This window comes from Flavobacterium sp. (assembly GCF_035299245.1).
GTDB lineage: Bacteria > Bacteroidota > Bacteroidia > Flavobacteriales > Flavobacteriaceae > Flavobacterium.
The window spans coordinates 23,738-38,269 of sequence record NZ_DATGWY010000012.1 but is presented as its reverse complement, the minus strand read 5'-3'; the positions used below and the strand labels follow the sequence as shown (position 1 = coordinate 38,269).

General features: G+C 35.9%; 9 protein-coding genes and 1 rRNA gene. 4 read left to right on the top strand and 6 right to left on the bottom strand.

The features are described from left to right. The first annotated feature begins 85 nt into the window (after window positions 1-85). Window positions 86-194: ribosomal RNA gene (gene rrf, locus VK161_RS08665) — 5S ribosomal RNA — on the top strand. Between the two features lie 619 nt (window positions 195-813). Here rrf and VK161_RS08660 read toward each other — a convergent pair. Next, window positions 814-1,395, bottom strand: coding sequence for a tRNA-(ms[2]io[6]A)-hydroxylase (locus VK161_RS08660; RefSeq protein WP_324214375.1), 582 nt, complete (start codon window positions 1,393-1,395; stop codon window positions 814-816). A gap of 61 nt (window positions 1,396-1,456) precedes the next feature. Here VK161_RS08660 and VK161_RS08655 point away from each other — a divergent pair, with 61 nt between their 5' ends. Next, window positions 1,457-2,686, top strand: coding sequence for a glycosyltransferase (locus VK161_RS08655; protein ID WP_324214374.1), 1,230 nt, complete (start codon window positions 1,457-1,459; stop codon window positions 2,684-2,686). A 183-nt stretch (window positions 2,687-2,869) separates the two neighbouring features. Here VK161_RS08655 and VK161_RS08650 read toward each other — a convergent pair whose 3' ends face one another. The 5 genes from VK161_RS08650 to porU form a co-directional block, all read right to left on the bottom strand. Next, on the bottom strand, window positions 2,870-4,492 hold the full coding sequence (locus tag VK161_RS08650) for a pyruvate dehydrogenase complex dihydrolipoamide acetyltransferase (protein ID WP_324214373.1): 1,623 nt from the start codon (window positions 4,490-4,492) through the stop codon (window positions 2,870-2,872). Window positions 4,493-4,494: 2 nt separating this feature from the next. Then, window positions 4,495-5,493, bottom strand: a complete 999-nt coding sequence (gene pdhA / locus VK161_RS08645) for a pyruvate dehydrogenase (acetyl-transferring) E1 component subunit alpha (RefSeq protein WP_324214372.1) — start codon at window positions 5,491-5,493, stop codon at window positions 4,495-4,497. 173 nt (window positions 5,494-5,666) lie between these two features. Next, window positions 5,667-6,149 (bottom strand): cytidine deaminase, encoded by a 483-nt coding sequence (gene cdd / locus VK161_RS08640; RefSeq protein ID WP_324214371.1) that lies wholly within the window; start codon window positions 6,147-6,149, stop codon window positions 5,667-5,669. A gap of 67 nt (window positions 6,150-6,216) precedes the next feature. Beyond that, window positions 6,217-7,392, bottom strand: coding sequence for a type IX secretion system outer membrane channel protein PorV (gene porV / locus VK161_RS08635; RefSeq protein WP_324214370.1), 1,176 nt, complete (start codon window positions 7,390-7,392; stop codon window positions 6,217-6,219). Between the two features lie 36 nt (window positions 7,393-7,428). After that, window positions 7,429-11,253, bottom strand: coding sequence for a type IX secretion system sortase PorU (gene porU, locus VK161_RS08630; protein WP_324214369.1), 3,825 nt, complete (start codon window positions 11,251-11,253; stop codon window positions 7,429-7,431). Window positions 11,254-11,434: 181 nt separating this feature from the next. Between porU and gldJ the strand changes: the two genes are divergently transcribed. Next, a complete protein-coding gene (gldJ, locus tag VK161_RS08625; RefSeq protein ID WP_324214368.1) occupies window positions 11,435-13,153 on the top strand; it encodes a gliding motility lipoprotein GldJ in 1,719 nt (572 codons plus the stop codon). 65 nt (window positions 13,154-13,218) lie between these two features. Further along, a complete protein-coding gene (locus VK161_RS08620) occupies window positions 13,219-14,502 on the top strand; it encodes a UDP-N-acetylmuramoyl-tripeptide--D-alanyl-D-alanine ligase (RefSeq protein WP_324214367.1) in 1,284 nt (427 codons plus the stop codon). The last annotated feature ends 30 nt before the right edge of the window (window positions 14,503-14,532 follow it).

The window sequence follows — 14,532 nt, the reverse complement described above, 5'->3', positions numbered from 1 at the left end:
TGTAATCGGGAAGTGAATAGTAAAAAGTATGAAGTGATTAGTCAAAAGCTAATTACTAATCACTAAGAGCTAATCACTAAAAACTTAAGGTGGTTATTGCGTCGGGGCTCACCTCTTCCCATCTCGAACAGAGAAGTTAAGTCCGACTGCGCAGATGGTACTGCATTTTGTGGGAGAGTATGTCGCCGCCTTCTTTTAGAAACCCTATCCAATCGGATAGGGTTTCTTGTTTTTAATTATTTGCGAACTAAAGTTCGCCTACCTCATTGCCACTGGCAGTGCTCCTTTTAATTTCACATGTTAGGGTTCACCTCTTCCCACCCACCTAGGCGGGGAAGTTAAGTCCGACTGCGCAGATGGTATTGTCCGCCTAGGCGGATGGGAGAGTATGCCGCCGCTCCTGCCTGACGGCAGGCAGGTTCTTTTTGACCCGAGCGATAGCGAACGGGCGAAGCAAAGCCTGTCTAACTAGACAGGCTTTCTTGTTTTTAATTATTTGCGAACTAAAGTTCGTTGTTCAAAATTAAAAAACAATGAATGTTCAATAACGAATGTTGAATGTTGAAGTTCTTGCTAGCTACAAGACCCACGCGTGAGGGATAGCAATGGAAATCCTTTTGCGAGGCACGAGTAAAAGATTGAAATGAATAGCCCGACCCAATTGAATGTAACTAATTTTCTATTTACTGCTAATACTCTGTTCAATTGGGGCACGCCCCGATTAGCAAAAACTACGTTTTTCAAACTTGTTTTTGTCTATCGGGACAAGCCCAAATAAAAAACCTGCTAACTCTCGCTAACAGGTTTTGAAAATTATCCATGTACAGTTTCTTTTTTACCGTAATTGGAAATGAGTTCGCCTTCAAATTCAAGCCATTCTTTCCAACGCTTTTCAATGTCGATTTTTTCTTTATACTTACGAGCAAAATTTAAAAAAGTAGTATAATGATTTGCTTCACTAATCATTAACTCTCTATAAAATTTAGCCAGTTCTTTATCTTTAATGTTTTCTGAAAGGACTTTAAAGCGTTCGCAACTTCTGGCCTCAATCATAGCAGCAAATAACAAACGTTCAATTAAAGCGTCATTTCTGGTGCCACCTTTTTTGCTAAACTTTACTAATTCATTAACGTAATCGTCTTTGCGTTCTCTTCCAAATTCATAACCACGAGTTTTAATAATATTATGTACCATCTGGAAATGCTCCATTTCTTCAATACATATCTTGGTCATTTCAGTTACTAAATCTTCTTTTTCGGCATTATTGATGATGATGTACATGGCATTGGCAGCTGCTTTTTGTTCACACCAGCAATGATCGGAAAGTATTTCTTCTAGATTGGATTCGGCTATATTCGCCCATCTTGGATCTGTTTTTAATTTTAAACCTAACATTTTAAAGGAAATTAATTAGGATGTAAAATTATATCTTTTCTTTGTATTTGTAAATCAAATTATGGAAAATTCAAAGCGTTTACTCATTATTGGTTTTGTTTGGCCTGAACCCAAATCATCGGCTGCAGGTACTAGAATGATGCAATTGATAGAGCTATTTCAATCAAATGATTATGAAGTTACATTTGCTTCTACCGCACAAAATCTAGATTTTTCTGAAGATTTAGAAGCTTTAGGACTAACAGCAAAATCCATTCAGATCAATTCGTCTGCATTTGATGAATTTGTCAAAGAATTAAACCCTACAGTTGTTGTGTTCGATCGATTTATGGTTGAAGAACAATTTGGCTGGAGAGTGAGCGAAAGTTGCCCCAGCGCTCTTAAAATTCTCGATACAATTGATTTGCATTTATTACGAAATGCGCGGCAGATGGCTGTAAAAGGGAATAGAGAATTTGTGTCGGACGACTTGTATTCTGATGTTGCAAAGAGAGAAATAGCCAGTATTTTACGTTGTGATTTGTCGTTGATGGTCTCTGAATATGAAATGGATCTATTGCAAAGTCAATTTAAAATTTCAGATGATTTGTTGCATTATTTGCCTCTTTTTGCAGAACCTCAATCCAAAATACTTTCTTTTGATGAAAGAGAAGATTTTGTATTCATAGGTAATTTTATGCACGAACCCAATTGGGATGCTGTTCAGGTTTTGTATAGTGAGATTTGGCCGTCAATTCATGCTAAGTTACCATTGGCTAAAATGCTGGTTTATGGTGCTTATCCGACACAAAAAGTTTTAGAATTGAATAAGCCAAAAATGAATTTTTATAGTAAAGGTCGAGCAGAAGATGCTTTGAAAGTAATACAAGAAGCTAAAGTTGTTTTGGCTCCTTTGCGTTTTGGTGCTGGAATTAAAGGAAAGTTACTTGAAGCGATGCAATGCGGAACTCCGAGTGTGACTACTTCAATTGGAGCTGAATCAATGAAAGGTGATTTGGAATGGAATGGATTCATCGCTGACGACCCAATAGAATTTGCACGCAGTGCTATCGAGTTGTATTCGAATCAAATTGTATGGGAGAAGAGTAAAAAAAATGGTTTTGATATTCTAAAAGAAAGGTATAAGAAGTCGAGTTTTGATACTACTTTTTTAGAAAGAATTAAAACGCTGTCAGATAAATTAAAAGAGCATCGTAACCAAAATTTCATCGGATCTTTATTGCAACATCATACCCTTTCAAGTACCAAATACATGAGTAAATGGATAGAGGAGAAGAATAAGAAATTGTGATTTTGTGTCAAATGGATTGTTCAAATAGCCCCTATTACTTCGTCAGTTCGCTACGCTCGTGTGAAGGAAATGCCGCGCATGACGAAAAGCGGGAACATGGATTACAAGAAAGCCCAAGCCTTTTGCTCCCAATAAAAAACCCGCTCAAATAGAACGGGTTCATTTATTTTTCAACTTTTATATTTAAGCTAACATAGTCACGGGATTCTCTAAATACGTTCGTAACGTTTGTAGGAATTGTGCTCCAGTTGCGCCATCAACGGTTCTGTGGTCGCATGCTAAAGTTACTTTCATAGTATTTCCAACCACGATTTGACCGTCTCTTACCACTGGTTTTTCAACGATAGCTCCTACAGAAAGGATTGCTGAATTTGGTTGATTGATAATCGAGGTAAATTCAGTTATTCCGAACATTCCTAAGTTTGAAACTGTAAACGTACTTCCTTCCATTTCGGCCGGTTGTAACTTTTTGTTTTTAGCTCTACCCGCTACGTCTTTTACATTGTTACCAATTTGAGACAAACTCATTTGATCTGCAAATTTCAATACAGGAACAACTAAACCGTCTTCAACGGCTACAGCAACACCTATATTTACATGATGATGAATTGTAATTGCATCATCAGCCCATTGAGAATTTACTTTTGGGTGTTTTTTCAATGCCATTGCACACGCTTTGATGACCATGTCATTAAAAGAAACTTTTGTGTCGGGAATTGTATTAATTGTTGCGCGCGATTTCATTGCTTCGTCCATGGCAACTTCAATGGTTAAATAGAAGTGTGGAGCAGTGAAAATCGATTCAGAAAGTCGTTTTGCAATGACTTTTCGCATGGTCGAATTCGGAATTTTCTCGGAATAGGTTTCACCAGCAGGAACAAATGGTTTTACAGTTGTTGTTGTCGCAACTTCCGGTTGTGAAGTTGTTGTTTGCGTTGGTGCAGCTGAAGTTGAAGCAGTAAAGTTTTCTACATCACTTTTTACAATTCTTCCGTTTTCTCCTGAACCTTTAACTTGAGATAAATTGATGCCTTTATCTTTAGCAATTTGACGCGCTAATGGTGAAGCAAAAATTCTTGAATTATCTGAGTTGGATGTTTCTTGGGTGGTTTGTGCTGGAGTCGATGGTGATGTTGCTTCGGTTTTTACTTCCGATTTTGTCTCTCCACCTTTGCTGTAATTTTCTGCAATTCCAGTAATGTCAGTTCCTGCAGGTCCGATGATGGCCAATACACTATCAACTGGAGCAGATTCACCTTCTTGAATTCCGATGTACAATAGCGTTCCAGCGTTGAATGATTCAAATTCCATCGTAGCTTTATCAGTTTCGATTTCAGCTAACATATCGCCTTCTTTTACTGCATCACCCACTTTTTTCAACCAAGTTGCAACAGTTCCAGTAGTCATAGTATCGCTCAAACGAGGCATAGTGATTACTTTTACTCCAGATGGAATTTCAACAGAAGCTGCTTTGTTTTCTTTTGGAGCTTCGACTTCGGTTGGTTTCTCTTCTGCTTTTGGTGTTGATGAAGCCGAAGTACCGCTTAATAAAGCAGAAATATCTTCGCCTTCTTTTCCAATAATTGCCAAAAGTGAATCAACTGGTGCTGTTTTACCTGCCTCAATTCCGATGTGTAATAAGGTTCCAGAATTGAATGATTCAAATTCCATTGTTGCTTTATCGGTTTCAATTTCAGCTAAAATATCACCTTCTTTTATAGTGTCACCTACTTTTTTAAGCCAAGTTGCAACAGTTCCTTCTGTCATAGTATCGCTCAAACGAGGCATTGTTATTATTGTTGCCATAATTATAATCTATGAGGAATAAAAGGATAATTTTCTTGTTCGTATACTACATCGTACAATTGCTGCGCTTCTGGGAAAGGTGATTCTTCAGCAAACTTTTCACATTCGTCTACTAAATTTTTTACTCTTTCATCAATAGCTTCAATTTCTGCATCAGTAGCGTATTTATTTTCTTTGATGATGTCTAAAACCTGAGTAATTGGATCGATTTTTTTGTATTCTTCTACTTCCTCTTTGGTTCTGTATAATTGAGCATCCGACATAGAGTGACCTCTATAACGGTAGGTTTTCATTTCCAAAAAGGTTGGCCCATCGCCTCTACGAGCTCTATCGATAGCTTCTTGCATGGCTTCGGCAACTTTTACCGGATTCATTCCGTCTACTGGTCCGCAGGGCATTTCATATCCTAAACCTAACTTCCAAATATCGGTGTGGTTAGCAGTTCGTTCAACCGAAGTTCCCATGGCATATCCATTATTTTCACAGATGAACACTACAGGAAGTTTCCAATTCATCGCCATGTTAAATGCTTCGTGTAACGAACCTTGGCGCGCTGCTCCATCTCCAAAATAAGTCAAAGTAACTCCGCCAGTTTCAAAGTATTTGTCGGCAAAAGCCATACCTGCACCAACTGGAATTTGAGCACCAACAATTCCGTGACCACCATAGAACCCATGTTCTTTAGAAAAAATGTGCATTGAACCGCCCATTCCTTTTGAAGTTCCAGTTACTTTGCCGTACAATTCAGCCATGACTTTTTTAGGGTCAACACCCATTGCGATAGGTTGAACGTGGTTACGATAGGCAGTAATCATTTTGTCTTTGGATAAATCCATAGCATGAATTGCTCCAGCCAAAACGGCTTCTTGACCATTGTATAAGTGTAAAAAACCTCTCACTTTTTGTTGGATGTAAACCGCAGCTAATTTGTCTTCAAATTTTCTCCAAAACTGCATGTCTTCATACCATTGTAGGTATACTTCTTTGGTAATTTCTTTCATTGTTGATGAATTACTATGATTTGTATTGATTTTTTAATTTTATGCAAAATGCCATACAACAAATTGCGAAATGCAAAAGTAAGATAATGATTGTAGAAGTAAAAATTTATGCTAATGAAAATGCCATTTTTTACCAATTGTTTAATCAAAAATATCAACTATAACGTTTTAGTCTACAACGATGTTTTGTCGAACGATAAGGGTAATAAGTTGTTGATGGAATTTGATTTATAAATTTCTCCTGATTCACCCATAAAATAAATTTCAATTGGGGTGTCTTGTTTGAATTCGTATTCAGCAATCGATTGTCTGCAAGCGCCACAAGGCGGAATAGGAGATAATGTAGGATTAGTGTCAGATGCAGCAGTAATTGCTAGCTTTACAATTTTTGCATCCGGATAAATAGCACCAGCCTGGAAAATAGCTACTCGTTCTGCGCAAAGACCAGATGGATAGGCCGCATTTTCTTGATTAGATCCTAAAACAATTTTACCATTGTCCAACAAAATGGCAGCGCCAACTCTAAATTTTGAATACGGAGCATACGCTTTTTTTCTTACATCAATGGCTTGACTCATTAAGGATTGAATTTCATTTGGTAAATCTGAAATTCCACTGTAGACAGTAATTGTGCTTGTAATGTTGATTTCTTTCATTAGGTATAGAGGAAAAAAAATCCAAATTTCAAATTGAAATTTGGATTGTTATTTGCTTTTAATTTTTTTAATATTCATCGTATTTGTCTCCGAAAGCAAAACTTAGTGAGAAACGCAAGGTGTTTTCTAGTGGGTTTTTTACTTTAGATGCAGAGAATAAATACGAAACATCAATTTTAACTACATTGTATTTGAATCCTGCTCCTAGAGAGAAGAAACGTCTAGCACCTTTAACTGGACTTTCGTTAAAATAACCCAAACGAAGAGCAAACGAATCTTGATACGAATATTCTGCTCCAACCGAATACGTAAATTCTTTTAATTCTTCGGCAAAACCGTCAGGTGCGTCGTTGAACGATTGAAAGATACCCGAAACCCAGTTTATTTTTCTGTAATTATCATTGTTTTCAGATCGCTCAGCGTCAGTTATTGTTCCGTCACCATTTAAATCTGGATCTTGTGGTGTTGGAACTAATAATTTAGCAAATTCAACACTAGTTGATACTTTATTGTATTCGTCTAATATGAAGTCAAATCCTCCACCCAAACGCAAGTTTGCAGGTAAAAAGTTTGAATTGACATCATTCTGGTCATTGTCATAACTGATTTTTGGTCCAAGGTTTTGAAAGTTGAATCCTAAACGGTATCTACCATTAAAGTCATTGAACGCTTTTTCTTCTGATTGAAAGAAACCAGCAATATCAACTGCAAAAGAACTAGCAGGTTTTGCATCGGTATTGGTGTCGGCAATTTTTAAATTCGAACGAATGTAACGACCAGCAACGGCCATCGAAAAAGTTTCGCTCAATTGTAGTGCATACGAACCATCTAAAGCCAGTTCGTTTGGTTTTACAATATTTGCAGGATCATCAAAGTTTTGACGTAGTTCAATTTCTCCTAAGCCAAAATAACGCAAACTTACTGCGAATGCACTTCTTTCATTGAAACGATTGTAGTAATTTACTTGACCTAATGAAATGTCATTTACTAACTGAGTTAGATAAGGAGTATAATTAACTGTGAATCCTTGTTTGTCTGTTATGAAGGCATATTTAGCGGGATTCCATTGTTGTGAAAATGCATCTGCCGATGTTCCAACACCTTGGTCAGCTAAACCAGCAGCACGAGCATCAGCAGCAACCAATAAAAAAGGAACTCCTGTGGTTATAACTCGATCTACTTCTTGTGATTGTACGGTTTGAAATGTGATAATTAGTGATAGTAATGCAAAAATCTTTTTCATAAATTCTTTAAATAATTTAACAAATATAGTATTTTATTATAGGATAACAAGTTTTTCTATTTTTTCTGATTTTTCACCTGTAATCGATGATTTTACGGTCAGCTTATATACGTAAACACCTTTTCCAATCTTATCGCCAAAATCATCTTTCCCATCCCAAGTAATTTCTCTAGATAAAAAGCCTTCGGTAGTAATGTTTTGATTAATGGTTTTTACAACTTTTCCTGTAATGGTAAAAATCTGAACCTGAACATCTAACGGCTCGTATGGTTTGTTGTGAGAAAACCAAAATTGAGTATAGTTTACAAACGGATTTGGGTAGTTTAACACGTTAGAAAGTGTTATAGTTTCACCACTAACGACGACAAACTGAATTTCAGCAGAAATAAAATTGTTATAAACATCCCAAGCTTTGAAAGTGATGGTGTGTAAGCCGAGTGCTAAATTTCGGAAAGGGAATCTAATTTTTCCTTTGGTGTAATCGTCCAATTCTGTTTCGTAATAATCATTTAATATGTAAGGATTTGATTCGTCACCATCTAAAATAGCTACAATGTCATGTCCTATTCCACTAGCAGTATTGATTCCGTGTTCATCTTCCAGAAAAGCTAAAAAGAAAGGTGATTCATTGGTAATTCCTCCATTTACGAAAGATTCGTCGTTCATGTACAATCGCACTCTAGGTGGAGTTGTATCGGCTACTGCATTGGTGTCAATTCCGCCAATTTTAATATCGGTATTGTAACCAGTTTTATCTAAAAGTATTTGATTTCTCTTCGAATAAAAACTGATTCTGCCATTGTCAACCGGAATTCTTATGTCTTTTGGCACCACAAATCCAAATTCAAATTGACCATTGTTGATGGATGCGTTGCCTCTAAAAATGGTTTCACCTAAATTTGAAAATGTCATTGCTGGACTGAAGTTATCGTTGTTAAAAGTTGTTCTATTGAACATTTTATCAAAAATATTAACCGATAATTCGCCATTGTAATTGTTTAAAAGATTGCCTACTTCATCTTGAACTTCACCAGTTAATTTGACAAAAGCCAATGCTTGAAAGTTGTCTATGGGCTGAGTAATCGGCACGTCATTTACCTTTGTTAATACTATTTGCGGTTTGGGTATTGATAACATCAAAGCTGGATCGCCAATAAATAAAGCTACTTTGGTGTCGGAATAATTGTTGCTGTCAATTTTAGAAAGGCGTAGTACTTCAGCGATTGATTTGTAGGGTTGGTTGGCGTAGGCATATAAGTTTTTGGTTATGTCATTGTTAAATGTAAAAGCATACCCTATAGAACGAGTTGTGGTAATCATAGCAATTGCGCCACCAATCGGATTCCAATAAGTGTACTCGCCAGCAGTGGGTCGAAGCGGATTGTCAAAACGAGAAAAATCACAGGTTATCGTAATGAAAAGAGGATAACGGTATTGATTGAAAAAATTTAATCCATCAAACTTGTCCCAGATGCGTTCTCCAGTCAAACCATCTTCGCCACCGTGTCCTAAATAATTAAATACTAAAGCTCCTTTTTCAAAGGCGTTCTGTATGTCTTCTTTTGCTTTGGGATAACGTTCACCTCCAGCAGTAGTTTCTTGTTGGTAAGAGTCTAAGAATATTTTTTTGGTATTTACAGATGGATTTTCGATTGCAATTTGATCCGTTAAACTGTTTTGATTGGCTTGTAAAGAACCATCACCAATTTTATCTGCATCGTCTGCAATGGTTACAAAATTATTTCTCCAACTGCCGTACGATTTTAAATCATGGTATTCAATTACTTTAGTCACCATTTCTTCGGCTTGTTGAACAGATGAAACAATCATTCGACCTACTGCAATGTCGGATGCATAAGGTGAATTGGCAACTATGTTTCCTTCATTCGCATCCATATAACAAAAGAAATCATCAGAGGCAAACGAACTAACACCCGATGTCAAACTATTCAGCGCGTGATATATCGGAACGATGTTGGTGTTTCCTGAAATTCGATTTTTAAAATCAAAAGAGGCATCACCAAATAAATTGACAAATTTAACTCGATTGCTTGGGGAAGATGCATTTTGATATACGTATTTTATGAAATTTCGAATGGCTCCGATGTCTTGTTTCCCTGATGAAAATTCCTGATAAATGTTCTCAAGGTTTACAACTTTAACATTCAATCCAGAATAATTTCTGTGAAAATTAGCTAACTTTTCTGCTTGATTGTTAAATACAGACGGCGTGATAATTAAGTAATCAACATCTTGGAAACCTCCTTGACTATTCAAAAAAATGGTTCCTTTCAGGTCTTGATTGGTAACTCGAACTTGTTGTTCTTTCAAAGGTGTGTATAAGTCGTTAAAGTCGACAGAGATGTATTTTTTTAAACTGCCTAAGTTGGCTTTTAGGTTGATGTTTGACTGATTGTTGTTTTCTTTTTTTGAGACGTTGTAAATATCAGTAATGTCCCAAATTTGATTGATTCCGGCTGCATTTGAGATTTGGTATTCGACTATTCCGCTCGAGGATGCGGCAGCGTTGTATTGAAAACGAAATTGCTTGCCGTATCCGATTAAGTTGCTTTTTGTGCTCACAAAAATATAGTCGAGATGACCTTTGGAAGTGGGTACTCCGCCATTGTCAAAATTTAATTTAACAGTAAAGTTTTGGTTTGTTGGGACTGAATAATTGCTGGCTGCTATTGACGCAACTGATGAGGAATTTAGTCCAATTGAACTTAAATTTAATGTTGGAAAAGCTGTGCCGTTTATAGTGGGAGTAAATTTTGTGGCAACAAATGAATTTCCTCCAACCCGAATTCCAATAGTTGCTTGTGTTGAAGCTGTTGCGTTTGGAAAATTAAAGGTAAATTCTTGTTCATCTTCAATGCTGAATGATTCCCCAAACCATACTCTTCCCAAACGACCAATATTGGTTAAATCAACTTCGTGAAATTGATAATCGTCAAAAGTGGTTAAAGTAGTTGTGCTTATTCCTGACGGTTCACTAATAGTTTGCATTCGTTTTCCATCTTCGCCTTCAACATTAATGTAATAATAGGAACGGTCAGCATATAAATTAATGTGAGTTTCGTTCTCTGCACTCCAATTATCCATTCCTTCTGCATAAAAAAGAACCGAATCTTCGTTGTCAAAAACACCGTCATCTTCGCCAAAAACAATAATAGCATTTTCCTCTAAATCCATAGGGTAAAAATCGCTGTTATTCAATGGTGCCATTCTTCCACCACTTCCGTATATCTTAATTTTTTTTGGATTTACATTTTCAGGTCTAATTCCTAATTCAGACAAAAAGCTTCGGGTGATTCTGTAAGCTCCCGATTTTTCTACATAAAACCGATACCAATTTCCAGAACTTAAAACGGAACTGGTTATAGCTGTAATGTTGTTTTGATTATTAGCGCGTAAAGAGTTGTTTCTAGTAAATGAATAATCAAATGAAATCACTTTTTTGTAGCTTGATCCGTCTTTTATAATAGGTGAAACATTCAAAACAGAATAAAATTTATCTCTAGCAATGCTGTTTTTTATTGTTGCGGTAACCGAACTTGATAATTTGGTTTTATCAATTGCGTTGAGTTTATTCTCGTCTATGTTTTGATAGGAAATGTTAGTAATTTGGAGCGAATTTTCATCAATCAATCCACTTTCTTCGAATTTTATTGTATAAGATAATTCTCTGGAAAAATCATTGTAAACAAAATTCTTCTCATTAAAGTAAGGTACACTTACTGAATAATCACCATATGAAATGTCTTTGTTTTCAGACCATTCAATAGCAATGGTTCCGCTTTTTTGAGCGGATACAATAAGGTTCGAAAAGAACAAAAGTAGTATGGCAATTTTTTTCATTGAAATACAAACGTACATAAGATACAAATATTACAAAATAAAGAAAAAAATTGTATAAACACTATACAATAAAAAGTTAATGCACCCGTTATTCTCTCATTGGATTAATATTTTTTATAAAATTCTTGTGGATTAATATGAAATTACTATATTCGCCACAAATTTATTACCTACTAACAGTATGAAAGTAAACAAAATTATGTCGATTAAATTAATGCTAGTGTTAGCATTAATGGTTGGTGTTTCTAGTTGTAGTAAGAAGTCAAGCAACAAGAATTCTTCTAAGGCTACAGGATGGAAAATTAATGACAAAAAAGGAGGGTTTCAATACGCTTCAAACTTCAAAAAACAAGAAACTGGACCAGGTTTAGTACTTGTTGAAGGAGGAACTTTTACGATGGGAAAAGTAGCTGATGATCCAATGCACGATTGGAACAATACCCCAAACCAGCAACACGTTCAGTCGTTCTACATGGATGAAACAGAAGTAACAAATTTAATGTACATGGAGTACTTAGATTGGTTGAAAAAAGTGTTTCCACCAGATGAGGAAAACTACAAAAACATATACGAAGGTGCTTCTCCAGATACATTAGTATGGAGAAATCGTTTAGGATATAACGAAACCATGACTAACAACTATTTAAGACATCCTGCTTATGCAGAGTATCCTGTAGTTGGTGTTAATTGGATTCAAGCTACTGAGTTCGCTAAGTGGAGAACCGATAGAGTTAATGAGTCTGTTCTTGAAAGAGAAGGCTATTTGAAAAAAGATGCTAAAGTAACTGACGTAAAAGCAGATGCTACTTTTAGTACAGAAACCTATCTTGCTGCTCCTTCACAAACTATGGGTGGAAATGAAGAGATTGTTTTAAAGGGTAGAAGAGGTTCTAAAGGAAAAGGAAAAGGCGGAACTAAAAATGCTAAAGGTGAAGTTCAAGAAGCTAAAAATGTTTATGCTCAAAGAACATCTGGACTTATCTTACCTGAGTACAGACTTCCAACTGAAGCAGAGTGGGAATATGCTGCTGCTGCTGATGTAGGTCAAAGAGAATACAATATCTACAAAGGACAAAAGAAATATCCTTGGTCTGGCGGTTACACTCGTTCAAGCAAAAGACAAATTAAAGGTGACCAATTGGCTAACTTTAAACAAGGAAAAGGAGATTACGGTGGAATCGCTGGTTGGTCAGATGATGGAGCTGATATCACTAATAAAGTAAAATCATATCCTCCAAACGATTTCGGTTTGTATGATATGGCTGGTAACGTTGCAGAATGGGTTGCCGATGTTTACAGACCAATTGTTGATGATGAAGCGAATGACTTCAACTACTACAGAGGTAACGTTTATATGAAAAACAAAATTGGTGAAGACGGTAAAGTAGAATTAGTACAGTCTGATACTCAACAATTTGACACATTGCCAAATGGTAAAATCGTTGCAAGAAATTTCCCTGGTGAAATTGCTCGCATTCCAGTTGATGAGAACGAAACTTACCTAAGACAAAATTTTGACAAGAGTGATCACAGAAACTACCGTGATGGTGATAAACAATCTACACGTTACTTTGATTTTGGAAGTTCTGATTCTGAAGAGGGTGATAAATTGAAAGATGAACAAAGAATGTACGATTCTCCAAAACACAATGTTTCTGCTGATAGTTTAGGAAACATGGTTAGAGCATACGACAAATCAGATAAAAGAACAACTTTAGTAAATGATGATGTTAGAGTTTACAAAGGTGGTTCTTGGAGAGATAGAGCATATTGGTTAGATCCAGCTCAAAGAAGATATTTCCCACAAGATATGGCAACCGATTACATTGGATTCAGATGTGCAATGTCTAGAGTTGGTCCAAAATCTGACAAAAAGAAAAGTCCAAGAAACAAAAGATAATTTTGTTGTAATAAATAATCAAAAAGCCCTTTCATTAGGGCTTTTGTTTTTTAATATCATTTCAAATGTCCATACAAGATTTACATTCACTGTTTTTAACTTGCGATTCGGTTTCAATTGATACCCGAAAAATTAATTCTAATTCTCTTTTTGTTGCCATAAAAGGAGAGCGTTTTGATGCTAACACTTTTGCAAAAGAAGCACTCGAAAAAGGAGCATCATATGTAGTTATTGATAACGAAAGTTATTATATTGATAACAGAACTATTTTGGTTAACGACAGTTTAACGACATTACAAGAGTTAGCCCAATTTCATAGAAATTATTTAAAACTACCAATTATCGCTTTGACAGGAAGCAATGGTAAAACAACTACCAAAGAGTTAATCAATGTGGTTCTTTCCAAGAAATTCAAGACCAAAGCCACTCTAGGGAATTTGAATAATCATATAGGTGTTCCGCTGACCTTGCTTTCGTTTTCCTCCTCAACCGAAATTGGAATCGTTGAAATGGGAGCCAATCATCAAAAAGAAATTGAATTTTTGTGCAAAATAGCCCAACCCGATTATGGTTACATCACCAATTTTGGTAAAGCACATTTGGAGGGCTTTGGTGGAGTTGAAGGTGTGATTAAAGGTAAAAGTGAAATGTATACCTATTTATCTTTAAACAACAAGAAGGCATTTGTTAATTTGGATGATGCCATTCAAGAAGACAAAACCAAGTTAATTGAACGCATCACTTTCAGCCAGAAAAATGCAACTGCAACTGTTTTTATTCAGCAAGTAGAAGCTAATCCTTTGGTAAAAATACGATTTAATCAAACTAACATACATTCGCATTTAATTGGTTTGTACAATTCCAATAATATTAACGCTGCCATAACTATTGGGAATTATTTTGGGATCAGTGATGAAGCTATTAAAGAGGCTATTGAATCGTATATTCCAGAAAATAACCGTTCACAGTTAATCACTAAGGGAACCAACGAAATTATTCTTGATGCTTATAATGCTAATCCGAGCAGCATGAAAGTAGCCTTGGAGAATTTTATTCAATTGGAGAAATCCAATAAAATGATTGTTATTGGTGATATGTTTGAACTGGGTGATGAAAGCCTCAGTGAGCACAAAGCAATTGTCAGTCAACTTGACAATGAAAATGCTATCGATTGTCATTTTGTAGGAAAAGATTTCTATGCTAATAAAGTTGAGAAAAGTAATTTTCACTTTTACGACAGTTTTGAATCATTCTCAAATTACTTAAAGCATGCGTCTGTTTCTAATCGAATGATTTTAATTAAAGGCTCAAGAGGAATGGCTTTAGAGCGTACGCTTGAATTTATTTAGAAGTAATTTCGTAAACATCTCTTTTTCAAT